The sequence below is a fragment of the Humibacter ginsenosidimutans genome (assembly GCF_007859675.1).
Lineage (GTDB): Bacteria > Actinomycetota > Actinomycetes > Actinomycetales > Microbacteriaceae > Humibacter > Humibacter ginsenosidimutans.
The window spans coordinates 3,923,718-3,948,966 of the sequence record NZ_CP042305.1 but is presented as its reverse complement, the minus strand read 5'-3'; the positions used below and the strand labels follow the sequence as shown (position 1 = coordinate 3,948,966).

General features: G+C 67.7%; 21 protein-coding genes and 1 pseudogene. 8 read left to right on the top strand and 14 right to left on the bottom strand.

Annotated features, from left to right (window positions below):
• Positions 1-59: 59 nt before the first annotated feature.
• The 11 genes and pseudogenes from FPZ11_RS18045 to FPZ11_RS17995 form a co-directional block, all read right to left on the bottom strand.
• On the bottom strand, positions 60-332 hold the full coding sequence (locus FPZ11_RS18045; RefSeq protein ID WP_146322401.1) for a PTS sugar transporter subunit IIB: 273 nt from the start codon (positions 330-332) through the stop codon (positions 60-62).
• Positions 333-410: 78 nt separating this feature from the next.
• The gene (locus tag FPZ11_RS18040) at positions 411-884 is read right to left on the bottom strand and encodes a PTS sugar transporter subunit IIA (protein ID WP_146322400.1); all 474 of its coding nucleotides are present in this window, start codon (positions 882-884) and stop codon (positions 411-413) included.
• A gap of 155 nt (positions 885-1,039) precedes the next feature.
• Positions 1,040-2,113: an adenosine deaminase gene (locus tag FPZ11_RS18035; protein WP_437438606.1), complete on the bottom strand. Its 1,074-nt coding sequence runs from the start codon at positions 2,111-2,113 to the stop codon at positions 1,040-1,042.
• 225 nt (positions 2,114-2,338) lie between these two features.
• On the bottom strand, positions 2,339-3,277 hold the full coding sequence (locus FPZ11_RS18030; RefSeq protein WP_146322398.1) for a DUF1254 domain-containing protein: 939 nt from the start codon (positions 3,275-3,277) through the stop codon (positions 2,339-2,341).
• Positions 3,278-3,365: 88 nt separating this feature from the next.
• Positions 3,366-4,648, bottom strand: a pseudogene (locus FPZ11_RS18025) (thymidine phosphorylase).
• A gap of 53 nt (positions 4,649-4,701) precedes the next feature.
• A complete protein-coding gene (locus FPZ11_RS18020) occupies positions 4,702-5,127 on the bottom strand; it encodes a cytidine deaminase (RefSeq protein WP_146322397.1) in 426 nt (141 codons plus the stop codon).
• 46 nt (positions 5,128-5,173) lie between these two features.
• Positions 5,174-6,478 (bottom strand): ABC transporter permease, encoded by a 1,305-nt coding sequence (locus tag FPZ11_RS18015; protein WP_146322396.1) that lies wholly within the window; start codon positions 6,476-6,478, stop codon positions 5,174-5,176.
• The gene (locus tag FPZ11_RS18010) at positions 6,475-7,821 is read right to left on the bottom strand and encodes an ABC transporter permease (protein WP_210416059.1); all 1,347 of its coding nucleotides are present in this window, start codon (positions 7,819-7,821) and stop codon (positions 6,475-6,477) included. Before FPZ11_RS18010 ends, FPZ11_RS18015 begins: the two co-directional genes overlap by 4 nt.
• Positions 7,822-7,907: 86 nt before the next feature.
• A complete protein-coding gene (locus FPZ11_RS18005; protein WP_146322395.1) occupies positions 7,908-9,476 on the bottom strand; it encodes an ABC transporter ATP-binding protein in 1,569 nt (522 codons plus the stop codon).
• 159 nt (positions 9,477-9,635) lie between these two features.
• Positions 9,636-10,727: a BMP family lipoprotein gene (locus FPZ11_RS18000; RefSeq protein WP_146322394.1), complete on the bottom strand. Its 1,092-nt coding sequence runs from the start codon at positions 10,725-10,727 to the stop codon at positions 9,636-9,638.
• A 281-nt stretch (positions 10,728-11,008) separates the two neighbouring features.
• A complete protein-coding gene (locus tag FPZ11_RS17995; RefSeq protein WP_146322393.1) occupies positions 11,009-12,127 on the bottom strand; it encodes a mannose-1-phosphate guanylyltransferase in 1,119 nt (372 codons plus the stop codon).
• A 95-nt stretch (positions 12,128-12,222) separates the two neighbouring features.
• Between FPZ11_RS17995 and FPZ11_RS17990 the strand changes: the two genes are divergently transcribed.
• Both FPZ11_RS17990 and FPZ11_RS17985 read left to right on the top strand, forming a co-directional pair.
• On the top strand, positions 12,223-13,368 hold the full coding sequence (locus FPZ11_RS17990) for a glycosyltransferase family 4 protein (protein WP_146322392.1): 1,146 nt from the start codon (positions 12,223-12,225) through the stop codon (positions 13,366-13,368).
• 160 nt (positions 13,369-13,528) lie between these two features.
• Positions 13,529-14,659, top strand: coding sequence for a magnesium and cobalt transport protein CorA (locus tag FPZ11_RS17985; RefSeq protein ID WP_146322391.1), 1,131 nt, complete (start codon positions 13,529-13,531; stop codon positions 14,657-14,659).
• A gap of 37 nt (positions 14,660-14,696) precedes the next feature.
• On the opposite strand, the gene FPZ11_RS17980 is transcribed toward FPZ11_RS17985, so the two are convergent.
• The gene (locus tag FPZ11_RS17980; protein ID WP_246846390.1) at positions 14,697-15,473 is read right to left on the bottom strand and encodes an LLM class flavin-dependent oxidoreductase; all 777 of its coding nucleotides are present in this window, start codon (positions 15,471-15,473) and stop codon (positions 14,697-14,699) included.
• Positions 15,474-16,361: 888 nt separating this feature from the next.
• On the opposite strand from FPZ11_RS17980, the gene FPZ11_RS17975 reads away from it, so the two are divergent.
• The 5 genes from FPZ11_RS17975 (at position 16,362) to FPZ11_RS17955 (ending at position 20,451) form a co-directional block, all read left to right on the top strand.
• Positions 16,362-16,643 (top strand): DUF559 domain-containing protein, encoded by a 282-nt coding sequence (locus FPZ11_RS17975; RefSeq protein ID WP_146322390.1) that lies wholly within the window; start codon positions 16,362-16,364, stop codon positions 16,641-16,643.
• Between the two features lie 389 nt (positions 16,644-17,032).
• Positions 17,033-17,377 carry a succinate dehydrogenase, cytochrome b556 subunit gene (gene sdhC, locus FPZ11_RS17970; protein WP_246846703.1) on the top strand — a complete coding sequence of 115 codons (345 nt, stop codon included), beginning with the start codon at positions 17,033-17,035 and terminating at the stop codon, positions 17,375-17,377.
• On the top strand, positions 17,374-17,826 hold the full coding sequence (locus tag FPZ11_RS17965) for a succinate dehydrogenase hydrophobic membrane anchor subunit (RefSeq protein WP_146322388.1): 453 nt from the start codon (positions 17,374-17,376) through the stop codon (positions 17,824-17,826). Before sdhC ends, FPZ11_RS17965 begins: the two co-directional genes overlap by 4 nt.
• A gap of 46 nt (positions 17,827-17,872) precedes the next feature.
• Positions 17,873-19,675 carry a succinate dehydrogenase flavoprotein subunit gene (gene sdhA, locus FPZ11_RS17960; protein ID WP_146322387.1) on the top strand — a complete coding sequence of 601 codons (1,803 nt, stop codon included), beginning with the start codon at positions 17,873-17,875 and terminating at the stop codon, positions 19,673-19,675.
• Positions 19,675-20,451, top strand: coding sequence for a succinate dehydrogenase iron-sulfur subunit (locus tag FPZ11_RS17955; RefSeq protein ID WP_146322386.1), 777 nt, complete (start codon positions 19,675-19,677; stop codon positions 20,449-20,451). Before sdhA ends, FPZ11_RS17955 begins: the two co-directional genes overlap by 1 nt.
• Before the next feature lie 65 nt (positions 20,452-20,516).
• Here the strand turns inward: FPZ11_RS17955 and FPZ11_RS17950 are convergent, their stop codons facing one another.
• Positions 20,517-21,824 (bottom strand): GNAT family N-acetyltransferase, encoded by a 1,308-nt coding sequence (locus tag FPZ11_RS17950; protein WP_146322385.1) that lies wholly within the window; start codon positions 21,822-21,824, stop codon positions 20,517-20,519.
• Positions 21,825-21,844: 20 nt separating this feature from the next.
• Positions 21,845-23,431: a phosphoenolpyruvate--protein phosphotransferase gene (ptsP, locus tag FPZ11_RS17945; protein ID WP_246846702.1), complete on the bottom strand. Its 1,587-nt coding sequence runs from the start codon at positions 23,429-23,431 to the stop codon at positions 21,845-21,847.
• Positions 23,432-23,689: 258 nt separating this feature from the next.
• On the opposite strand from ptsP, the gene FPZ11_RS17940 reads away from it, so the two are divergent.
• Positions 23,690-25,237, top strand: a complete 1,548-nt coding sequence (locus FPZ11_RS17940; RefSeq protein WP_146322384.1) for a YihY/virulence factor BrkB family protein — start codon at positions 23,690-23,692, stop codon at positions 25,235-25,237.
• The last annotated feature ends 12 nt before the right edge of the window (positions 25,238-25,249 follow it).

Genomic DNA, 25,249 nt, shown 5'->3' with positions numbered 1-25,249 from the left:
CACGCGCTCTCGGCGAGAAGAACCGGCACTCTCGGCGATGGGACCGCCGGGCGGGGAAGTCAGCCGATGGCATCCTCGAGCTTGCGCTCGAGCTCGTTCAGGTCGAAGTAGTTCTCCACGACGACGATGTCGGCGTTGGTCGGCGGGATGCGCTCGACGAGCTCCGGCGAAGTGAGGATGACCTGGGCATCGGCTCCCGTGGTCGCCAGGCTCGCGACATCCGACGCGCTCACGTCGGCGGAGAGCCCGAGCCGCTCGAGCACCCGCTCGGCGTTCACCTTGAGGATGCCGGATGTTCCCACCCCGGCACCGCAGATCGCCACGATCTTCATTGCGTCTCCTTGCTGAATGGGCGGATCGTTCGGCCGGCTGCCCGCCGCGCCGGACTGCATCCGAAGAGCACGGATCCGTCAGCGAACGGGCGAAAGGTCCTGCGGCAACTCGGGTGCGCCGATCACACGCCACACCTCGTCGGCCGTGCTCGCGTTCGCCAGCGCCGGAATCGCCTGCGGATCGTTGAAGATGTTGGCGAGTTCGGCGACGCAGGTCACGTGCGCGTCTGGTGAGGAGACGGCGAGGCCGACCACCACGCTGACCGGATCGTTGTGCGGATGTCCGAACACCACCGGCTCCGCGAACGTCACCACCGACAGGCCGTCGGCCAGCACGTCGGGACCCGGTCGCGCGTGCGCCAGCGCAAGCCCGGGGGCGATGACGATGTAGGCGCCGAACTCGTCGATGACCTGGATCATGCGCTCCGTGTAGCTGTCGCGCGTGGCACCGGAGCGGCGCAGCGCATTGCCCGCGAAACGAACGGCGGCACGCCAATCCGACGCGTGCACACCGAGGTCGATGGCAGAGTCGGGCAGCGGCGGAAGCGACATGTCTACAAGCGTATCGCGACGGATGTTCAACGCTGGCTGAGTGCGAGCCGGCATTACCTCAGGTTGAGGAGCACCGCCAAGCGGCACCCCATCCCGTGGGTTGAGGAGCACCGCGAAGCGGCGCGCTCCTCAACCCGCGGTGGGGCGTGCCCCGCTCAGACGGTGTCGAATCCCGACGAGATCGCCTCGGCCAGGTCTTCCCGGTCTTCCAGCGGGAGGAAAGTGGCAGCCGCGGCGTTGAGCTGGAACGTCTCGAGGTCGTCGAGATCGTAGCCGAAGGCATCCGCGAGCAGTGCGAGCTCGCGGCTCAGCGACGTGCGGCTCATCAGCCGATTGTCGGTGTTCACCGTCACCTGGAAGCCGAGCTGGTAGAGCAGGTCGAAGGGGTGGTCGATGAGGTCGTCGCCCCACGCCGCGATCGCCCCGGTCTGCAGGTTCGACGACGGGCTCAGCTCGAGCGCGATCTCGCGATCCTTGACCCACTGCGAGAGCCTGCCGAGAGAGACGTAGATGTTCTCGTCGTCCTGCCGTTCGACGGTGATGTCCTCCGCCAGCCGTACCCCGTGACCGAGCCGCAGCGCGCGGCCGTCGATGAGCGCGCTCTGGATGCTCGCGAGCCCGTCCGCCTCCCCCGCGTGCACCGTCACCGGAAAGTACTGTTCGGCGAGATAGTCGAAGGCGATGCGGTGGTTGCTCGCCGGGAACCCCGCCTCCGCACCGGCGATGTCGAAGCCGACCACACCGGCATCCCGATGCCGAACGGCGAGCTGTGCGATCTCGAGGCCGCGGTCGGCGTGACGCATGGCCGTGACGAGCTGCCCGACACGGATGTTCGCCCCGCTCGCGCGCACATCGTCGACGCCCTGCTCCAGCCCGCGCTGCACCGCCTCGACCGCCTGGTCGAGAGTGAGGCCCCGCGCCAGGTGCTGCTCTGGCGCCCAGCGCACCTCGCCGTAGACGACACCGTCGGCCGCGAGGTCGAGAACGAATTCGCGGGCCACTCGGGCCAGGCCGTCCCTGGTCTGCATGACGGCCGTCGTGAGGTCGAACGTCTTGAGGTATTCCACGAGCGACCCCGAGTCGGACTGCCGCGCGAACCAGTCGCCGAGCGCGTCCGCATCCGTCTCGGGCACGTCGAGGTCGATCTCGTCGGCCAGCTCGATGATGGTCTGCGGCCGGAGCCCGCCGTCGAGGTGGTCGTGCAGCGACACCTTCGGCAGGATCTGCACGTCGACTCCGTCGACGACATGGGGGGCGGTGGTACTGGGGGGCTCCGTTGGGCCCGACGGCTCTGCGCTCATTGCTCCAGGTTACGGGCGATTGAGGGGTGACGAAACGAGCTCGCTCGTTTCAGTGCCCCGATCGAACCCTGGAGTGGCACAGCAGCGACAGGGGCAGCGAGCCGCGGGGGAATCTTGTGCCGAGCATCCACGTACAGGCTGCGGAGGGCACCATCATGCCGGCACGATCTCGGGTGTGTGCCAATCCTTCAGCTCGTCCAGACGCGGGCGGTAGAGGCGGATCAGCAGATTCCAGCCCTCGGGCAACGCCAGACGATTCGGAGTGCCGGCATCCCAGTCGCCGAGATGCACCGTGACCGCCCCGTCCGCGTCGGGTATGGCGAACACCGAATTGACGTTCGTGGCACCGACCGCCGAGCGGTCGAAGTAGCCGTCGCCGTCGTAGACGCTCAATGACCAGAACGCGTCCGCCGGCGCGTCGCCGAACCTCATCGTGTATCGGCCGCTCGACAGTTGCGGATTCACGTTGATGTACTGGGCCTCCTCGTCCGGCAGGCCGCCCCACGCCGATGCCGTGGCGACGAGATGATGCACCGGATCGACATCTTCGATCGGACCGAAGCATCGCGACAAGCTGCCCATCGTCTTGCCGAGAACGAGCAGTGCGTCACGCACCGCCTTGTACGAATCGGGGTCGTTGTCGGGCCGTGTGAAAGAGCGCCGGCCGTCGGCCTCGATTCGCAGGCCATCCTGAAGGGCATGCACCTCGTCCAAGTCCGCACGGCTCGATGGATCGAACAGGATGCGCGCAGCGACCACCGCATAGTCCGTACCGAACTCGTCGACCGTCAGCCGGTAGCGGCCCGGCCGGTGATATACGCGGTTGATGTAATGGTCCTGGTTGATCACCATCACCGAGATGTACCGATCCCTCATATCCGGCACGGTGAGCGTCGCGCCGTTCGTGAGGTCCGCCACGGCAACCGAATACAGGGTGTCCCGGTTCTGCCGGATCACCGGCTGTCGATCCAACGGCGCGAGGTCGCGGTCATGATGGAACACGCCGACGGCGCCGATGATCGGGAGCATTCCGGCGATCATCGTGTCGGTCTCTACGCGCGGAAAGTTATCGAGAGTGACGGCAACGCTCATGACCCCATTGCAGCCCCGATTGCACCGCGACGCATCGTCCGAACAGGGCGATCAGATCGCCTGAACGTGCGCTGCGAGGGTGCAACGGTCAGGCGACGCGGTCCACCACGATCGGTCCGCGCTCCCGCGCCGTCTCGCCAAGCTCCCAGGCGCCGTCGAGTGCCTCCAGGGCGCGTTCGAAACGCACCGGGTCGTCCGTGGACAGGGTGAACAGCGGGTCGCCTTCGGCGACCGACTCCCCGACCTGGGCGTGCAGGTCGATGCCTGCGGCGTGCAGCACGGGATCCTGCTGGCGGGCGCGTCCGGCACCGAGGCGCCACGCGGCCACACCGAACGCGAGCGCATCCTGCCGCACCACGACGCCGGAGCGCGGCGCGGTGACGGTGTGCGTCTCGCGAGGGTGCGGCAGCGGAGCGTCGGGGTCGCCGTCCTGCGCGCAGATGAGCGCGCGCCACGAGTCCATCGCACGGCCCGAGCGCAGGGCGTCCTCCACGTCGGCGTCGGGCTTGCCGACCAGCGTCAACATCTCGCGCGCCAGAGCGAGGGTGAGCTCGACGATGTCGGCAGGGCCTCCGCCCTCCAAGACCTCGACAGACTCCCGCACCTCGTTCGCGTTGCCGATGGCGCGCCCGAGCGGGGCGTTCATGTCGGTGAGCAGCGCAGAGGTCGCGACACCGGCATCCTGTCCGAGCTCGACCATGGTGCGGGCCAGCTCTCGCGCCTTGTCGAGGTCACGCATGAAGGCGCCGGATCCGAACTTGACGTCGAGCACGAGCGCACCCGTGCCCTCGGCGATCTTCTTGCTCATGATCGACGACGCGATCAGCGGGATGGCCTCGACCGTGCCCGTGATGTCGCGCAACGCGTACAATTTCTTGTCCGCGGGCGCGAGACCTGGGCCGGCCGCGCAGATGGCGCCGCCCACGTCGCGCAGCTGCGCGAACAGTTCGTCGGTCGTGAGCGCCGCACGCCATCCCGAGATGCTCTCCAGCTTGTCGAGCGTTCCTCCGGTGTGGCCAAGACCACGTCCGGAGAGCTGGGGAACGGCGACGCCGAAGGATGCCACGAGCGGAACGAGCGGCAGCGTGATCTTGTCGCCGACTCCCCCGTCGAGTGCTTGTCGACCGTCGGCTTGCCGAGGTCGGCGAAGCTCATGCGCTCACCGCTCGCGATCATCGCGAGCGTGAGGTCGCGGATCTCGCGTCTGCTCATGCCGTTGAGCAGCACGGCCATCGCCCAGGACGACATCTGCTCGTCCGCGACGAATCCGCGGGTGTAGGCATCCACGAGCCACTCGATCTCGGCGGTGGAGAGTTCGCCGCGATCGCGCTTGGTGCGGATGATGTCGACGGCGTCGAAACGTTCGGCCATTCTGTTCAGCTTCCTTGTCGGATGCCCGTGGGCACCGCGAGCGGGGCGCTCGCTCAGGCGGAGTACTGCTGCAGATCGCGAGGGCCGAACGCGTCGGGGATGACCTCGTCGATGGTGCGGATGCCCGAGACAGTCTCGAGCAGCATGCCTGCCACCGAGTGCTCATAGAGCAACTGCCTGCAGCGGCCGCACGGCATGATGACGTCTCCGTCGCCGTTCACGCACGTGAAGGCGACGAGCTGGCCGCCCCCGCTCATGTGCAGAGCGGAGACGAGCGAGCACTCGGCGCAGAGCGTGAGACCGTAGCTCGCGTTCTCCACGTTGCAGCCGGAGACGATCCGACCGTCGGTCGCCAGCGCGGCGGCCCCGACCGGAAAGTGCGAATACGGGACGTACGCCTTTCTCATCGCGTCTTCGGCCTCGGTGCGCAGCGCGCCCCAGTCGATCTCGCCCGAGAAGGGCGCCGTATCGTCGCTCATCGTCGTGTCACCTGTTTCATCTCGCGGAAGCGGCTGTGGCGCTCGGTCAGGACTTGATGTACGGCTTGCCGTCCGCCGCCGGGGACCGCACATAGCCGACGAAGCCCGCGACGGCGAGGATGGTCACCACGTAGGGCAGCATCAGCAGGAACTCGCTGGGCACCGGAGATCCGACGGCCGCGAGCGTGTACTGCAGGTTGCTGGCGAAGCCGAAGAGAAGCGCGGCGAGAGTGGCGCGGATCGGATCCCAGCGGCCGAAGATCACCGCGGCGAGGGCGATGTAGCCCTGGCCGCCCGTCATGTCCTCGGAGAAGGAGCCGACGGAGCCGAGCGTGAAGTACGCCCCGCCCAGTCCGACGATCGCACCGGCCAGGGACACGTTCCAGAACCGGGTGCCCGTCACGTTGATGCCGACGGTGTCGGCGGCCTGAGGATGCTCGCCCACCGACCGCAGGCGAAGACCCCACCGCGTGTGGAACAGCCCGATGTACACGGCGGCGACCGCGATGTACATGAGGTACACGATGATCGACTGGTCGAACAGCACCGGTCCGATCACCGGAATGGCGCTCAGCCCCGGGATGGGCAGGGCCGGCAGCAGCGGCGGGCTGTTCAACAGCTTCGTCATGCTCGGGTCCTTGGTGAGCACCTGGCTGTACAAGAAGTTGGTCAGGCCGAGCACCAGCACGTTGATCACGACGCCGACGATGACCTGATCGACGTAGTACTTGATCGCGAACGCCGCGAGCAGGAACGACACGAGCACGCCCGCGACCACGGCGGCGATCAGACCGAGCGTCAACGACCTGGTCATGCTCGACACCACGGCGGCGAGGAACGCGCCGCCGAGCAGCTGACCCTCGATCGCGATGTTGACCACGCCGCTGCGCTCGGAGATCACACCGCCCAGCGCACCGAAGATGTACGGCACGCTGAGGCTCACCGTGCCGAGCAGCAGGCCCGTGATCGGCAGGGGAAGCGCGTTCGCCCCGGCCGCCCAGGTGAGGAAGGCGAGCACGAACAGAAAGGCGAAGACTCCCGAGAACCACAACGGCACGCTCGCGAACCGGCTGACCAGCCACCAGCTGAGCGCTGCCATGACCACGAGCACGATCGTGAGGATCACGCAGGTCAGCGTCGTCGGCAGCACAACGTTCGGCAGGCTCGCGGCGATGCGACCGCCGGCGAACGTGAAGGTCGTGTCGCCCCCGCGCCTGAAGACCACATAGAGCACGATCGACAGCGCGGCCACGACGCTGAGCAGAATCGGCGTCTTGTAGCTGCGAACGACCGTCTTCTCGAGAACGATCGGCGAGGCGTCCGGGATCGTGTGATCAGCTGTCGTCGTCACTTCGCTGCCACCTCCTTCGGGGCGATCGGAGTCGTTGTCGTCGGCTTCTTCTTGCGCGGTGGTTTGCCGGGCGTCGGCAGACGGAAGATCGCGCGCACGAGCGGAGGCGCCGCGATGAACAGCACGATGAGCGACTGCACGACCAGCACGATGTCGATCGGGATGCTGTCCGCCGCCTGCATCAGGAAACCGCCCGCCTTGAAGGCACCGAAGAGCACGCCTGCGACGAAAATGCCGAGCGGCCGTGAACGCCCGAGCAGGGCGACGGTGATCGCGTCGAAGCCGATGCCCGCATCGATCGAGGAGCCGAAGCCGCCTGTGGTGGTTCCGAGCACCTGGTCGACGCCGGCGAGACCCACGAGGCCACCGCCGATCACCATCGACCAGATGATCGCTGAGTTCACGCTGATGCCCGCGACCTTCGCTGCGCTCGGGTTCTCCCCGACGGCGCGGAACTTGAAGCCCAGGCTCGACCTCTCGAGGAGCCACCAGATGAAGATGGTCGCCGCGATGGCGATGACGAAGCCCCAGTGCAGCTGGTACTGCGGGCCGAACAGCGGCGGAAGGATGGCGTTGGGCAGGATCGCAGGCGACTTCGGGTTGTTAGACCCGTGCTGCTGCAGGGCGCCCGGTGTGCGAAGCAGATAGGAGATGAGGTAGAACGCGATCCAGTTGAGCATGATCGTCACGATCACCTCGTGCGCACCTGTGCGTGCCTTGAGCACGCCGGCGATGCCCGCCCAGAGCGCGCCGCCCACGAACCCCGCGGCGACGGCGACGACCAGGTGCAGCACGGGCGGGAGGTCGAACGACCAGCCGATCCATCCGCAGAACGCTGCGGCGATGAGCATCTGGCCCTGACCGCCGATGTTGAAGATGCCGGTGCGGAAGCCGAGCCCGACACCGAGGCCGGCGACGATCAGCGGCGTCGCGTAGGTGAGGGTGTCCATGAACGGACGGATGCCTTCGGCGAACGTCGGACGGCCGAAGTTGTAGATGGCGCCCTGGAACAGCGAGCTGTACGCGCCGGAGACGACGTTCCAGATCGCCTGGAAGGTGTCACCGGGACGAGCGAAGAAGTAGCCGGCGGCCTGCTGCACCCCTGGGTCGGTCACCGCGATCAGGATCGCCCCGACAACGAGCGCCAGCACGACGGCCAGGATCGAGATCACGACGCTGCCGCCCGCGATCTGCCGCAGCGCATCGTTCCACCTGTTCGGCTCCGGCTCGTCCGGCGCGACCGACGAGCCGGCCTCGAGAGCGACGTCGGCCTCCTCGGCCGCCCGCTCACTCGCCGTCTCGCCGGCGGTCGCACCTGCCCCGGCGGTCAGGCCGTCGGTCACGGCCTCCGTGCCCTGGGCATCCACCGCTTCGGCGCCGCGTGCGCCTTCAGCGCCGGCCGATGCCGGCGACTCGCCCTGCTGGTCGCTCACGCGGCCTCTCCTCTCGAGTCTGGCCCGGCATCGCCGGGAGTCGTCGGCGGTTCGGAATGGGGAGAATCGGGATGCTCGCCCGCCATCATGATGCCGAGCGTCTCGCGGTCGGTCCCCGCCGGCACGATGCCCACGATTCCGCCGCGGTACATGACGGCGATGCGGTCGGCGAGCGCGTCGACCTCATCGAGTTCCGTGGACACGACGATGACCGGTATACCCGAGTCGCGCGCCTCCACGATGCGTTTGTGCACGAACTCGATCGATCCGACGTCGAGGCCTCGGGTGGGCTGCGCGGCCACGAGGAGCCGCAGATCGCGGCTCAGTTCGCGCGCCAGCACGACCTTCTGTTGATTGCCGCCGGAGAGCGTGCCGACGAGGGTGTCGCTGCTCTGCGCGCGCACGTCGAACTCGCGGATCTTCTCGGCGGCGAACTGGGCGCGATACGCCAGCTGCAGTCCCCCGCCCTTCACGAACGGCGCGGAGTCCGATCGGTCGAGCATGAGGTTCTCCGCGATGGAGAAGCCGCCGACCAGGCCGTCTTCGTTGCGGTCTTCAGGCACGAACCCGACACCGGCATCCAGCACCCTGCGAACCCCGAGACCGGTGAGCCGCTTGCCGTCGAGAAGAATCTCGCCCTCCACATGGTTCTGAAGCCCGAGGATGGCCTCGGTCAGCTCGGTCTGCCCGTTGCCCTGCACACCGGCGATGGCGAGGATCTCTCCCGCGTGCACATCGAAGTCCACGTCGTTGACCACGAGCTGGCCGTCGTGATCGATGACCGTGAGACCGCGCACCTGGAGGGCTGCGTCACCCGGCGTCGCCGGCTCCTTCTGCACGGTCAGCTCGACGGAGCGGCCGACCATGAGCGAGGCGAGTTCCGCGTTGCTCGCCGTCGGCGACGCTTCGCCGACGACCTTGCCGAGCCGCATCACGGTGATTCGATCGGCGACCGCCCTCACCTCGCGCAGCTTGTGGGTGATGAAGACGATGGCCGTTCCGGAGTCGCGAAGCTGCTTCATGATCGACATCAGCTCGTCGGTCTCCTGCGGCGTGAGCACGGCGGTCGGCTCGTCGAAGACGAGCACCTTGGCGTCGCGCGACAGAGCCTTGATGATCTCGACCCGCTGCTGCACCCCGACCGGCAGGTTCTCGATGCGCGCATCCGGGTCGACGTCGAAGCCGAACCGCGCAGAGATCTCCCGCACACGGGAGCGAGCCTGCTTGTGATTGAGGAACCCTGCGAAGCCCGTGCTCTCGTTGCCGAGCATCACGTTCTCGGAGACCGTGAAGACGGGGATCAGCATGAAGTGCTGATGCACCATGCCGATGCCCGCCTTCATCGCGTCGCCGGGACCGGTGAAGTGCTGCACGACGTCGTCGAGCAGGATGTCGCCCTCGTCCGCCTCGAGGAGGCCGTAGAGAACGTTCATCAGCGTCGACTTGCCCGCACCGTTCTCACCGAGAATGCAGTGGATCTCTCCCGGCTCGACGGTGAGCGAGATGTGATCGTTGGCGGTGAGGGAGCCGAATCGCTTGGTGATACCGCGAAGTTCGAGCTTCATGGGGGTCAATCTACCTTTCACCGGCCGCCGCGTTGAGGCCGGGAATTGCATCGCTTTCTTGGCAGTCCGCGCTCCCCGCGCGAGACGCAGACGAGTCGAAGGGTGCCCGGAGGGCCCTTCGACTCGCTGCGCTCGCTCAGGGAGCGATCGTGCTGTTGATCAGGACTTCGGCGAGGCCGGCGACTTCACAGTGATGGAGCCGTCGATGATGCCCTGCTTGATCTTGTCGAGCTCCGACTTGAGGTTCGAGTCGACCTTCGACGCGAAGTCGTGGAACGGGGCGAGTCCCACTCCGTCGTTCTTCAGCGTGCCGACGTAGGCCGTGTTGGAGAACTTGCCCGCCGCGGACTGCTCGATGACCGCCGACGTCGACGGCTTGATGCCCTTCATGACCGAGGTGAGCAGGATCGAACGAACGCTCGGGTCGGTGTTGTAGACATCCGCGTCGACACCGATCATCGAGATGCTCTTGCCTGCGCTGTTCGCCTGATCGATGGCCTGGGCCGCCGACTGGTAGATCGGGCCGCCGACCGGCATGATGACGTCGGCGTTCTGGTCGATGAGGCCCTGCGCGACCTGCTTGGCGGTGTCGTTGGCGTCGAAGCCGCCGGTGAACGAGCCCTTCTGGCTGTCGACGTTCCAGCCGACGACCTTGACGCTCTTGTTCTTCTGCTGGTTGTAGTAGTTGACGCCGTCGACGAAGCCGTCCATGAAGATGGTCACGGTCGGGATCTGCATGCCGCCGAAGGTTCCGACCACACCGGTCTTCGAGAAGCTCGCCGCGGCGTAGCCGCCGAGGAATGCGGCCTGCGCCGTGTCGAAGATGATCGACTTGACGTTCGGCGCTGTGAACTCGTCGTCGTCGATGATCGCGAAGTCGGTGCTGGTGTTGGCCGCCGCCGCCTTCTTGGTGGCGTCGGAGAGGTTGAAGCCGACCGTGATGATCAGGTTGCAGTTCTGGTCGACCATGCTGTTGATGTTCGGCGCGTAGTCGCTCGCGGTCTTCGACTCAGCGGTCTTGTACTTCGTGCCGAGCTTCTTGGCGCTCGCCACCAGACCCTCGTAGCCGAGCTGGTTGAACGAGTGGTCGTTGAAGCCGCCGTTGTCGGAGACCATGCAGGGAAGGAAGTTGCTCTTCGCCTTCGTCGCCGTGTTGCTGTCGGTCGGTGCCTGACCGCAGCCGGCGAGCAGGGCGATCGCGCTGGCCGCGGCGAGTCCCGCGAGCGCAACCTTGCGTAGTTTGAATGTCACGTTGTCCTCCACCTAGAAGATCTGCGCGGGCGCGCGAGACGTCGATCCAGCGACGTTACTCAACGTTACGAATCCCTTGGATTCGGGTACGGACATCCTGACGTCGCCGTTATCATCTTGTTTCTTTTGAGCATCCTGCGATAGAGGACTGCTCATTTGTGCAGTCGGCTACGCGCAAGGATGCACACGGCCACCCCGTCTGCGAGCGGGCGACCCCATGCACCGCGTCCTTACGGAACCTCGGGACTCAGAGCACCTCGGGACTCAGGGAACCTCCGCGCTCAGAGGACCTCGGTGGAGCCGGTCAGGCGGAGCGCCTCGACGACGGACTTCACCCGCTGGGCGTTCTCACTCGTCGTGACCAGGAGGGCATCGGGAGTGTCGACGACCACGACGTTCTTGATGCCGATCAGGCTGATCACGCGACCGGTCTGGCTCACCACGATGCCGCTCGAGGCGTCGGAGAGCACCCTCGCGTTCTCGCCGAGAATGGCGAGGTCGGTGGGACGTCCGCTGCTGTTGAGCTTGGCGAGCGACGCGAAGTCTCCGACGTCATCCCAGTTGAAGTGGCCGGGAACGACGGCGAGCTTGCCCGCGGCCGCGGCCGGCTCTGCGACCGAATAGTCGATCGCCACCTTCGTGAGCGACGGCCAGATGCGGTCGACGGCGGGACCTCTCGTCGCCGGGTCGTCCCACGCCTCCGCGAGTTCGAGCAGAGCGGCGAGCATCTCGGGATGCGACGTGCCGATCTGCTCGAGGAGCACCGACGCCTTCGCGATGAACATGCTCGCGTTCCAGAGGTAGTCACCGCCGGCCAGGTACTTCTTGGCGGTCTTGAGGTTCGGCTTCTCGACGAACGAGACCACCTTGCGCACGGACTTCGCTCCGGACACCGTCAGCGGTTCGCCGACGTGGATGTAGCCGAAGCCGACCGCGGGCTCGGTCGGCGTGATGCCGACGGTGGTGATGTAGCCGGCGCGCGCCGCGGCGACGGCCTCGGTGACCGCTGCTCGGAAGAGCGGTTCGTTGCCGATCACGTGGTCGGCCGCGAACGAGCCGATGATCACCCCGGGATGCCGGCGCTCGAGGATCGCCGCCGCGAGCCCGATGGCCGCCGTGTTCTCACGCGGCTCACTCTCCAGCACGACGTTCTCATCGGTCAGGGCGGGGATCTGCTCCTCGACAGCAGCGCGATGCGCCCTTCCCGTGACCACCATGACCCGCTGTTCGCCGGACAGCGGAATGAGGCGGTTCCAGGTGGCGCGCAACAGCGTCGAGCCGGAGCCGGTCAGGTCGTGCAAGAACTTCGGCGCATCGGCGCGCGACAGCGGCCACAGGCGGGAGCCGACCCCGCCGGCCGGGATGATGCAGTAGAAGTCCTCGAGGGGCAGCTCACTCATGCTGATCAGGATAAGGGGCGGGGTTCCCGCCGGATTCCGGCCGGATTCAGGAACGGTTCACTCCCCCGCCACGGCCGGCTCGTAACGTCGCCGACATGCGGGTCGCCATCGTGAGCGAGAGTTTTCTGCCGACCGTCAACGGCGTGACCACGAGCGTCTGCAGGGTGCTCGACGAACTGCGACGCCTGGGTCACGACGCCACCGTCATCTGCCCAGGACCGGACGCCCCCGCCGAGTACGCGGGCTTCGCCGTGCACACCGTGCCCTCCATCGCCTACCGCCGTTTTCCGCTCGGCATGCCGAGTCCGCTCGTGCAGAGCGTGCTGGCCGACTTCGCGCCAGACGTGCTGCACGCGGCATCCCCGTTCCTCCTCGGCGCGCAGGCGATCGCCGCTGCCGGACGGCTTGGCGTGGCGACTGTCGCCGTGTACCAGACGGATGTCGCCGGCTACGCCAAGCGCAATCGCCTCGGCCTCACGACGGCCCTCGCCTGGCGCTACGTGCGCTGGGTGCACAACGGAGCCGACATCACGCTGGCGCCCTCGACGGCATCCGCCGACGATCTCGCGCATGCGGGCATCCTCAGAGTGCGACGATGGGGACGCGGCGTCGATCTGACCCGCTATCACCCGAACAACCGTTCCCGCGCCGATGCCGTCGCCTTGCGCGAGTCGCTGTCACCCGACGGCGAGGTGGTGGTCGGCTACGTCGGCCGGCTGGCCCCGGAGAAACAGGTCGAGCGGCTTGCGGCGCTGCGCGGCATGGAGGGCATCCGGCTCGCCGTCGTCGGCGACGGCCCGAGCGACGTGGCGGTGCGCAAAGCGTTGCGCAGGATGCCCGTGAGCTGGCTGGGCAGACGAGGCGGCGACGACCTCGGGGCGGCGTATGCCGCTCTGGACATGTTCGTGCACACCGGCACGGAGGAGACGTTCGGGCAGACGGTGCAGGAGGCGCACGCCGCGGGCCTTCCGGTCGTGGCGCCGAACGCGGGCGGGCCCATCGACCTGGTGCGGCACGGCGTCGACGGACTGCTCTTCGACTCCGACCGGGAGCTCCGCGACGCGGTGAATCTGCTCGCGCACGATGCCGGGCTGCGCCAGCGCATGGGCGAGGCAGGGCGGCGAGCGGTGCTGCGCTCGTCGTGGGCGGACGTCTGCGCCGATCTGCTGCGACACTACGACGCCGCGATCGCCCACCGTGCCGCCGCGGGCCTGCGGCTGCGGCGCACGGTCGAGCTCTGAACCGGAGACCGCACCCGGCCGGGCGAAGACGGGAGCGATGGATGCCCCTCCCGGCCGGCCGGAGCATCCGCCGGTCTGTCAGGAAGAACGGGCTTAAGGTTGCACGGGACCAATCGCGTCCCGTCACCCACTTTCCCGCACGGCCGGACGGAGGCGAACCATGGCACAGCTGAGGCGGCGAGTCATCCCGATCCCCTTCAGGCAGCGATCACGCCCGGCCGTCCCGGCCACGGATCCGGCTCAGACCGACGAGCCGGCGGCCCGTTCGCGCAGCACGATCGTCGACGCGGCGATCTACGCCGACGGCAGGCGCGTGTCGTCGCCCACCACGCTGGCCGACACGTTCCGGGCTCTGCACGACACCGAGAACGGCGTCGCCTGGATCGGGTTGTATCGGCCGAGTGAGACCGAACTGTTCTCGCTGGCCCGTGAGTTCGACCTGCACGAGCTCGCCATCGAAGACGCGATCGCCGCCCACCAGCGCCCGAAGCTGGAGCGCTACGACGACGTGCTGTTCGTCGTGCTCAGGGCGGCCAACTACCTCGACGTGCCTGAAGAGGTGTCGTTCGGCGAGGTGCACGTCTTCGTGGGGCCGAACTTCGTGATCACGGTTCGGCACAGCGAGTCGCCCGACCTCTCGCAGGTGCGTCATCGCATGGAGTACGACGAGGACCTGCTCGCGCTCGGGACCCAGAGCATCCTCTACGCCATCATCGACGCCATCGTCGACGGCTACGCCCCGGTCGTCGCCGGGCTCGCCAACGACATCGACGAGATCGAGAAGCAGGTGTTCGACGGCGATGCGAACGTGTCGCGGCGCATCTACGAGCTGTCGACCGAGGTGATCGACTTTCAGCGGGCCACGCATCCGCTCACCGCCGTGATGGACGCGCTCGAGCTGGGCAGCGAGAAGTACGGGGTGACCCAAGAGCTGCAGCGCAACCTGCGCGACGTCGCCGACCACCTCACGCAGGTGAACGAGCGGGTCGACGACTTCAAGAGGATGCTCCGCGACATCCTCACCGTCAACGCCACGCTGGTCAGCGAGCGGCAGAACGCCAGGATGACCTCCCTCGCCGAGACGACGTACCGGCAGGGAGAAGAGGTCAAGAAGATCTCGTCATGGGCGGCCATCCTCTTCACGCCGACCCTGATCGCCGGCATCTACGGCATGAACTTCGAGGTCATGCCCGAGCTGAAGTGGGTGTGGGGCTACCCGATGGCGATCGGACTCATGCTCGTGCTCGGCATCGCGCTGTACGTGATCTTCAAACGACGGCACTGGCTCTAGCTGCGGTCGCGATCGACCGCAGCGCCCCGACGCCGCTTCAGCCCGGCTGATCGCGCAGCAGCTCGGCGGCACGATCCACGAAGTCCAGGTGCTCGTCGAGTGTGTCCCCCACGGTGATCACGCGCAGCACGACCTCGTCGACGGCGTCACGGTAGGCGGCGATGCGGCCGGCGAACGTCGCAGGGTCGAGCGTGGTGTCGAGGGCGCGGATGCCGAGCCGGTCGAAGTTGGCCTTGTACGACGGGTAGCCCGAGTAGCGGTCGGCCTCCTGGGCGAGGCGGGGAACGGCATCCTCGTGCACGGCGGTGCGCACGTAGAGCGCGACGTGCTTCTGCGGCGCGAGCGCGTGCGCCTCGTCGGCCTGCCGCGCGGCGACGGCCGAAGTGAGCCAGTTGAGCAGGATGCCGTCGGCGCGCTCCGCAGCCAGCAGGCGCATCCTCGGGCCCAGGGCTCCGACGTACACCGCCGCGCCGGTGCCGGCGCGCAGCTCGTCGATCGCGGCGCCCACGTCGCCGAGCGGACTTCGCGACGCACCCGATCCGATGCCGATGCGCAGCCTCGGCGCGGGGAGGCCGCTGCTCGCCGCAAGAATGGATGCCGCGTCCCTGCGATCGACGGGCACCACCCCCGTGCCGAGCGCGAGCCGTTCGGTCACCGGCGCTGCGGCGTGCAGCGCTGCGAGCGAGTCGCCGCCGGGCAGGTCGTTCACCCACAGCCCGTGGAACCCCGCGCGCTCCACCGCCGGAGCGAGCGTCGCGATCGCCTCCGGCCCGAGCGTTCCCGCGACACCGATCGAGACATCCGCCAGCACCATGTCTCGATCCTCTCGCACCGTCCGCAGCTCGGGGCCGGCTCTGCAACAGCTGCACCAACCTGTTTCAGGTCGCGATTTGTGCCCTTCTGGCGCCGCATAAGGGCCGAAATCGCGACCTGAAGCGTATGCGGACGCGAGCGACGCACCGGCTGTGGACATGTTCGGCGGGTCGGGGAAGGCGCAGGCCAGTCTGGCGGGATGCGGAACAGCGCTCCCTTGCCCGACGGCATCGGTCCGATCTTCGGAATGGCGGAAGCGCGCGCGGCCGGCGTGACGGCGAAAAGGCTGCGAAGCGCCGACCTGGCCCGACCGTTCCACGGTGTGCGCCGCGTGTCGCTTCCTCCGACGCCTGACGGAGACGACCCGTACGAGCAGCAACGTCGTGATCGAGTACAGCGAGCCCGCGAGTATGCACCGCTTCTTCGGTCAGCCCATTTCTTCAGTCACGAGACGGCCGCCGCAGTTCACGGTGCCCCGCTTCCGCTCATCGTCGACGAGCACGGGGTGCCGCTCGGGAGGCACGATCTCGGCCCTCACGTGAGCGTCCTGGGCCACGGTCCGATTCCCCGCACGCGCGGCATAGTGCGGCACCGCGCTCAGCAGACGACGACATCGATCACGAACGTGCAGGGGATGCCGGTCTCGTCGCCTGCGAGCACCTGGGTGAGTCTCGGGGCGCTGCCGCTCGCCCACCTCGTGGCGCTGGGCGACTACTTCTGCCGGCGCTGGCGCCCTGGCGTCGGGAGACGCACTGTCGGCAGACCCCCGCTTGCGTCCCGCGAGCAGCTGCGACTCGCGGTCGCGGCCGGCCGCCGTCCGGGCGGAGCAAATCTTCGAGCAGCGCTCTCCTTCATACGGGAGGATTCCTGGTCGCCATGAGAATCACGCGTGCGATTCGAATTGGTGTGCGCAGGACTTCCCGAGCCCGAGTTGAACGTCGATGTCTTCGACGCGGCCGGCCGATTCCTCGGCTGTGTCGACATGCTGTATCGCGAGGAGCGCGTGGTCATCGAATATCTCGGGATGCTCCACGGGGCATCCTGGGCCCGCGATGTCGAGCGCCTCGCCGCGCTTCGAGCAGCAGGCTGGACTGTCATCGAGGTGACGGCACCACTCCTGTCGGACACCGTCGAGCTCGTACGTCGCGTGCGCGTCGCCCTCGGCCGCTGAGGTCGACGGCTCCGACGTCGGCGACCCGCGAGACGTCGCCTCGCTTCGGGTCGCGATTTCTGCCCTGATGGCGCCGCATAAGGGCAGAAATCGCGACCTGAAGCGGGTGGGCGGCGTCCGCTGCGGGCGCGCCGGGCGAGGCGGACACGGCCACGCTGTTTACAACGAATTTGTCTCGACGTCGAGACAGTTAGGCTGTCCTTAGAAGCGGGCCCCCTGGCCACGACGTAGACTGAATCCGGCCTCGAATCCGCGTGCCGTCGCGCCGCGAGAGGCCCTTCGCGCAAGGAACCTACCAAGGAGGGTTGTCCGTGCCAGCAGAAACGGCAGACACTCTCGAGCCGACCAAGAATCGGCCCGGGGGAACGCTGTACCGAGGCCGGGAAGGCATGTGGTCGTGGGTGCTGCACCGCATCACCGGCGTGGCGATCTTCTTCTTCCTGCTCGTGCACATCCTCGACTCGGTCGTGCTCGGCATCAGCCCGCAGGCCTACAACGCGGTCATCGGCACGTACAAGAACCCGATCATGGGCCTCGGCGAGACCGCGCTCGTCGCGGCGATCGCGTTCCACGCGCTCAACGGCATCCGCATCATCCTGATCGACTTCTGGAGCAAGGGCGCCAAGTACCAGAAGGTCATGTTCTGGACCGTCATCATCGTGTGGATCGTGCTCATGCTGGGCTTCGCTCCCATCCACCTCATGAACGTCTTCAGCGAAGGGAGCGCATCGTGACCACCATCGAGGCTCCCCGCACCCCGTCGCGCCCCGCACGCCAGAAGGGCGTGAACTGGGAGAAGTGGGGATGGCTGTACATGCGCGCCTCCGGCGTGCTTCTCGTGGTGCTCATCTTCGGGCACCTCATCGTCAACCTGGTGCTCGGCGAGGGCATCAAGGCCGTCGACTTCGGCTTCGTGGCCGGCAAGTGGGCCGACCCGTTCTGGCGCGTCTGGGACGGCCTGATGCTGTGGCTGGCGCTCATCCACGGCGGCAACGGCATGCGCACGATCGTGAACGACTATGCCCGCGGCACGACCGTGAATCGCGTGCTGAAGGTTCTCATCCTGCTGGCGGTCATCGTGCTGATCCTGCTCGGCACCTACACGGTGACGTTCTTCGACCCGTGCCCGAGCGGCGCACCGGCCAACCTGCTGCCGGACTTCTGCTCGACCATCACCAAGTAAGCCGCGAGAAGCGACCAGAAGAGAACCGAAAGCTACGGACATCCACGTGACTGAACAGATCGCAGACGGAGCCGTGATCGACGGCGTGCACTACCACCAGTTCGACATCGTCATCGTCGGTGCGGGCGGCGGCGGCATGCGTGCCGCCATCGAGGCCGGCCCGCACGCGAAGACCGCCGTCATCTCCAAGCTCTACCCCACCCGCTCGCACACGGGCGCGGCGCAGGGCGGCATGGCCGCAGCGCTGTCGAACGTCGAGGAAGACAACTGGGAGTGGCACACCTACGACACCGTCAAGGGCGGTGACTATCTGGTCGATCAGGATGCCGCGGAGATCCTCGCGAAAGAGGCGATCGACGCAGTCATCGACCTCGAGAACATGGGTCTGCCGTTCAACCGCACCCCTGAGGGCAAGATCGACCAGCGTCGCTTCGGCGGTCACACCCGCGACCACGGCAAGGCGGCCGTGCGCCGCGCCTGCTACGCGGCCGACCGCACGGGTCACATGATCCTGCAGACGCTGTTCCAGAACTGCGTGAAGCTCGGCATCAACTTCTTCAACGAGTTCTACGTGCTCGACCTCGTCATGACCGAGGTCGACGGGAAGAAGCGTCCGGCCGGCGTCGTCGCGTACGAGCTCGCCACCGGAGAGCTGCACGTCTTCCAGTCGAAGGCGGTGATCTTCGCGACCGGCGGATTCGGCAAGATCTTCAAGACGACGTCGAACGCGCACACCCTCACCGGTGACGGCGTCGGCATCATCTGGCGCAAGCGTCTGCCGCTGGAAGACATGGAGTTCTTCCAGTTCCACCCGACCGGCCTCTACGGCCTGGGCATCCTGCTCACCGAGGGCGCCCGCGGTGAGGGTGCGATTCTGCGCAACGCCTCCGGCGAGCGGTTCATGGAGCGCTACGCGCCGACCATCAAAGACCTCGCGCCGCGCGACATCGTCGCGCGCAGCATGGTGCAGGAGGTGCTCGACGGCCGAGGCGCCGGCCCGAACCACGACTACGTCTACCTCGACTGCACCCATCTGGGAGCAGAGGTTCTGGAGACGAAGCTGCCCGACATCACCGAGTTCGCGCGCACCTATCTCGGTGTCGACCCGGTCGTGGAGCCGGTGCCGGTGATGCCGACGGCGCACTACGCGATGGGCGGCATCCCGACCAACAACGACGCCGAGGTGCTCAGCGACAACACCACCGTCGTGCCAGGCCTCTACGCCGCCGGCGAGTGCGCCTGCGTGTCGGTGCACGGCTCGAACCGTCTCGGCACCAACTCGCTGCTCGACATCAACGTGTTCGGCAAGCGCAGCGGTCGCAACGCGGTCGAGTATGTGAAGACGGCCGAGTTCGTGCCGCTGCCCGACGACCCGGCGGCGGGCGTTCGCGACATGCTCGACGGACTGCGCAACTCCACCGGCACCGAGCGCATCGCGGCGATCCGCAAGGAGCTGCAGGACCAGATGGACCGCAACGCGCAGGTGTTCCGCACCGACGACACGCTCGCCGCGGTGACCGAGACCATCCATGGCCTGCGCGAGCGCTACAAGAACGTGCAGGTGCAGGACAAGGGCAAGCGGTTCAACACCGACCTGCTCGAGGCCGTCGAGCTGGGCTTCCTGCTCGACTTGGCCGAGGTCGTCGTCTTCTCCGCGCGCAACCGCAAGGAGAGCCGCGGCGGTCACATGCGCGACGACTACCCGAAGCGCGACGACGAGAACTACATGAAGCACACCATGGCCTACCTCACCGGCGACCCGCACTCGTCGAACCCGGCGGACCACATCAAGCTCGACTGGAAACCCGTTGTGGTCACCCGCTACCAGCCGATGGAGAGGAAGTACTGATGTCCACCGCCGTCGCCGACGCGCCCGCAGAGGGTCAGGCATCCGAGGCGCCCGCACCGATCAAGTCGTTCATCGTGACGCTGATCATCCGTCGCTTCGACCCCGACGTGGACACCGAGCCGCACTGGCAGGACTTCGACGTGGAGGTCTACCCGACCGACCGCGTGCTCGACGCCCTGCACAAGATCAAGTGGGAGCAGGACGGCTCGCTCACCTTCCGGCGCTCGTGCGCGCACGGCGTGTGCGGATCGGATGCCATGCGCATCAACGGCCGCAACCGCCTGGCCTGCAAGACCCTGATCAAAGACCTCGACGTGCAGAAGCCAATCTACGTGGAGGCCATCAAGGGCCTGCCGCTGGAGAAGGACCTCGTCGTCGACATGGAACCGTTCTTCGCCTCGTACCGCGAGGTGCAGCCGTTCCTGCAGGCGAACTCGACTCCGCCGGAGGGCAAGGAGCGTATCCAGTCCGTGGCCGACCGGGCGCGCTTCGACGACACGACCAAGTGCATCCTCTGCGCAGCGTGCACCTCGTCGTGCCCCGTGTTCTGGACCGACGGCCAGTACTTCGGTCCGGCGGCGATCGTCAACGCGCACCGCTTCATCTTCGACTCGCGCGACGATGCAGCCCAGGTGCGCCTGGACATCCTCAACGACAAGGAGGGCGTCTGGCGCTGCCGCACAACCTTCAACTGCACGGATGCCTGCCCCCGTGGCATCCAGGTGACGCAGGCCATCGCCGAGGTGAAGCAGGCCATCATGCGCGGGCGTCCGTAGCGCCGCCGGCATCGCAGTTCAGGAGGGGCTTGCCGCGAACCACGTGTTCGCGGCAAGCCCCTCCTTCAGTACCAGTAGCTGAGGAACGGTGTCTGCGTTGAGCGGAGCAGGGCGTCCAACCGCGTGATGGCGCCGGGCGTGGCCGCGGTGATGTGGCCCGCGCTCGCGAACGTCGCCGCGCGGTGAGAGCCGAGGTAGAGCGCCGAGAGCGTCGCGACATTCATGACGAGGTCGGGTGCGGCATCCGTTGCTCTCACCTCGGCGCGGCCGTCCGCTCCCGCTTCGAGACGATAGGTGCCACCCGCGATGCCCAAGGCATCGTCGATGCCGAGGTTGAGCGCATCGGATGCCCCGTAGCTGCGGGCCTCGAGCGCGGCCTTCACATCGAGGATGCGCAGCCAATGGTGGTCGAAGGTCACGACACGCGCGGCGCGCTGGTCGCGGAGCATCCAGAGCACGGGTTCGTCTGGTGAGGCGACCTCGTAGTGCACTGCCGCGACCAGGTCGAGTTCGAGGAGGTATCTCCACAGCGCAGCGTGGGCCTCGTCGGTGGCAGACCTGAGATAGTCGACCTCGACCGTGTGCTTCGTGAAGTCGGTGGCGTCGGACACCAGGCGGTACACGACGACGCCCTGCGGCACGCCCGCCGCATCGTCATACCGCACGATGCGCAGCGTCGCCGACCGCTTGTCGCGATCGGCGAAGACCCCGACGTGACGGCCCCAGTGATAGTCGTCGATCGCGAAGTCGCCCGGCGTGGCACGGCCGGCACGGTCGACCAGGTCGCGACAGCTCTCGTACGCCTGCTGAGACGACACGAACACCAGCCGCCCAGCGGGATCGGCGGGCGCGGTCGGCGACCACCCCGCGCGCTTCGCCTCGATCGTGAGATCGGCGATCCGGGTGGCGGCCCCGAAACCGAAGCGCCCGTAGATCGTGGCCTCCGACACCGTGAGAGACGCCATCGGGATGTCCGCGGCTGACGCGGTGCGCAACTCTCCTTGGAGCAGCGCCCGGGCGATCCCCCGACGATGGTGCGTCGAGGCGACGGTCACATTGCTGATCGCCCACGAGTCCAGCGTTCCACCGGGCACGGAGAGCTCGCCGACCCAGCTCGCGACCGTCGCCACCGGAACCTCCGGACTCGGGATGCTCGCATCCCACACCCCGGTGATCCTGCGGTGCGCGACGTGCCGCGCGTGCTCGTCGACGGACTCGGGATCGGGGCGACGATCGTGGAATCCCCGCGCGCTCGCCGTGTCCCATGGCGCGAGTGCCTGCGGATCCGCGCCGTCCACCAGCGCGTAGCGAAGGCCGTCGGCGGCGAGCGCGTCGAGTGAGGTGCTGTCGAGAGGAAGCGGCCGAGTGTCCATCGACCCAGCGTAGGACGCCGTCAGGCGAGCGCGTTCGCGACGGCGGCACGGGCATCCGCCGCGCTGTGCTGCACGAGTGCCAACGTCGCCAGCTCCCTCGCCTGCTCGAGCGTGACGCCCGCGAGCGTGGCGCGCACATCCGCCAGTGCGCCCGGCGACATCGAGAGGTCGTCGGCGCCGAGTCCGACGAGGGTGACGGCCATCAGGGGGTCGGACGCCGACTCGCCACAGACGCCGACCGGCGTGTTCGAGACGCGTGCGGCATCCCCGATCAGCTTGATGAGGCGCAGCACTGCCGGATGCCATGGGTCCTGATAGTGCGCCACCGATCCGAGCTGGCGGTCGGCCGCGAGCGTGTACTGCGTGAGGTCGTTCGTGCCGATGCTCACGAAGTCGCAGAGCGGAACGATCTGGTCGGCGAGCACGGCGGCCGAGGGCACCTCCACGGTGATGCCGACCGTGGACAGGCCGAGCGATCGGGCCACGCCGATGAAGTATGCCGTCTCGTCGACGTCGGCGACCATCGGCGCCATCACCCAGAGATCGGCGCCGGTGTCGTTCTGCGCCTCGGCGAGCGCCGTCAGCTGGTCGCGCAGCACGTCCTCGTGCTCGCGCAGGGCACGCAGCCCGCGGCGCCCGAGCGCGGGATTCTCCTCGTGCGTGTGGCCGAGGAACGCGAGCTGCTTGTCCGCGCCGGCATCCAGAACCCGGACGACCACCTTGCGGCCGCTGAAGGCCGCCATGAGATCGCGGTAGCGGGAGCGCTGAAGCTCGACGGACGGCGCGGTGCGGGCATCCAGGTAGAGGAACTCGGTGCGGAACAGGCCGACGCCCTCCGCGCCGAGCGCGACGGCGGGAGCCGCCTCCTCCGGCGACCCCACGTTGGCGAGCAGCGGAATGGCCGTGCCGTCTGCCAGCCGGCCAGGCGTCAGCGGACGCGGCGTGGAGACGGTGCCGCCGCGTTCGGCCGCGGCCGACACCGCAGAGCGCTCGGGGTCGACGACGACCTCGCCGTGCTCGGCGTCGACGATGACGGTCTGACCGTTGATGATCGCGTCGCAGCCGGTGGCACCGACGACGGCGACGAGGTTCTTGTTGCGGGCGAGGATGGCCGTGTGCGACGACGTGCTGCCGTCGCGCGTGACGACGGCGATCACCTGGCGCAGGTCGAGGGTGGCGGTGTCGGCCGGCGCGAGATCGTTGGCCACCAGCACGTAGGGAGCGTCGGACTGCGGCACCGTCGGCAGAGCGACCCCGCGCAGCTTGGCGATCACGCGGCGCGCGACGTCGCGCACGTCGGCTCCCCTGGCCGCCGGCACCTCGCCGAGCGCGTCGAGCACCTTCGCATACTGCTCGTAGGCCTCGAACACGGCGCGTTCCGCGGTCTTGCCATCGCCGATGCGGCGAGAGATGTCGTCGACGACGGCGGGATCCTGCGCCATGAGCGATTGCGCCTCGAGGATCTCCTCGGCGTCGCCGCCGGCCTGGTGGCCGAGGGCGACCAGTTCGTCGGTCACCGCATGGAGTGTGGTCTCGACTCGGCGGTACTCGTCGGACGCCTCCGCCTGCGAGTCCACGTCGGGCGGTTCGCCGATCGGGTCCGGCATGCGCAACGCGGGCCCAACGGCGATGCCGTGCCCCACGCCGACGCCCGTGATCTGGATCGACACGGCATCCAGCCTATGCCGCTTCAGTCACGGGCAGACTCCCCGGTTCGTCTACAGCGGTTGACAATTCGATGGAGGCCCGACCGACGGCGCGCATACGCCTTTCATCGCTCGGTGATGACGGCCGCCCACCCCGTGCGTGCGATGACACGACTCCGGAGACCCGACACGGAATGCTGAGACCCTAGGCTGAGAGCCGTGGCCCGGCGTGCGGTGAGAACGACGGATGCCGCGCCCGGCGACGCAGCAGACGCTGCCGCCGGGGTGCGGGCATCCACCCCTGCGCGCGACGCGGACATCGACCGGCTGAAGGCGCGCGCAACGCACGACCGCGAGGAACTCACGGAGCGACTCGAGGACCTCGCCGACCCGCTGCGCGATCGGCTGCGCAAGCCGGTGACCACGGTCAACGGCTGGTGGAAGTGGGTCTCGGCGCTGAAGCCGTACCGGGTGTGGAATCAGTTCTCGCACAATGACGGCAACCTGCGCACGGCAGGCATGTCATACCAGTCGCTGTTCGCGGTGTTCGCGGGGATATGGGTGGCGTTCTCCGTCGCCGGTGTCTGGCTGACGGCGAACCCGCATCTCATGACCGCGCTGGTCGACATCATCAACGACGCCATCCCCGGACTGATCAGCACACCCGACGAGAAGGGCGTGATCAGTCAGCAGACGTTGACGGGTCTGGGGACGTCATTCGGCTGGACCAGCCTGATCGCCGCCGTCGGCCTGATCTGGACCGCCATCGCCTGGTTGTACTACACGCGGCAGGCCGTGCGGGCGATGTTCGACCTCGACCGCGACGAGCGCAACTACGTGCTGCAGAAGATCACCGACTTCGGGCTCGCCATCCTGTTCGGCGTGGTGCTCATCATCTCGGCAGCCGTCACCGTCATCACGACCGACGCGATGACCTCCCTGCTCGATTTGGCCGGCATCGGGAGCGATTCGTTCTGGGCCAATTTCCTCGGGCGCGTGACCGGTTTCGCCGTCTCGATCGCACTGAACTACATCGTGCTCGTGGCGATGTACCGCGTGCTGTCACGCGTGGTCATCCCGTGGCGATACCTCGTGGTCGGACCTCTGCTCGGCGCGGCGGCACTCGTGGGGCTCAGCGTGCTGAGCGGTCTGCTGCTCGGGGGCGCCACCAAGAACCCGCTGCTCGTCAACTTCGCCGTCTTCGTCGGCATGCTCCTGCTGTTCAACTGGATTTGTCGCGTCATCCTGCTGTCGGCAGCGTGGATCGCCGTCGGGATGCTCGAACACGGCATCGAGCCGCGCAGGCGCACTCCCGAGCAGATCGCCTACGAGAAGGCGCTGTCGGAGTACACCGCCCACATGGTCATCGCGCAGACCGCCGTGGAAGAGGCAGAGAAGCGCGCGGCCGCGGCCCGCGGATTCGCGAAGTGGTTCGCGAACCGCCGACTGCGCGATGCGCGCGACGAGCTGGAGCGCGTGACCGACCAGCCGAAGCCCCAGCCGCCGAAAAAGCAGAGTTGGTGGCTGGCTGTGCCCGACGCCCAGCCGCTTGCAGAGGGGCCCTCTGGAGGGGTCTCGGCGACGGACGACGTGTCGAAGAGTGGCGGTTCGAAAGGCGGCAGCTCCCCGGCAGAGGGCTCGGAGCTCAGGCGGCGCGCATCGAAAGCGGAGCGATCCGCGCAGGAGATCGGACGGCGGGAGCGGCCGGCGGCCCCGGAGGCCGAGACGGATCACGCGACCGCTCGCCAACGTCGACGTCGGGAGTGAGCGGATCCCGGG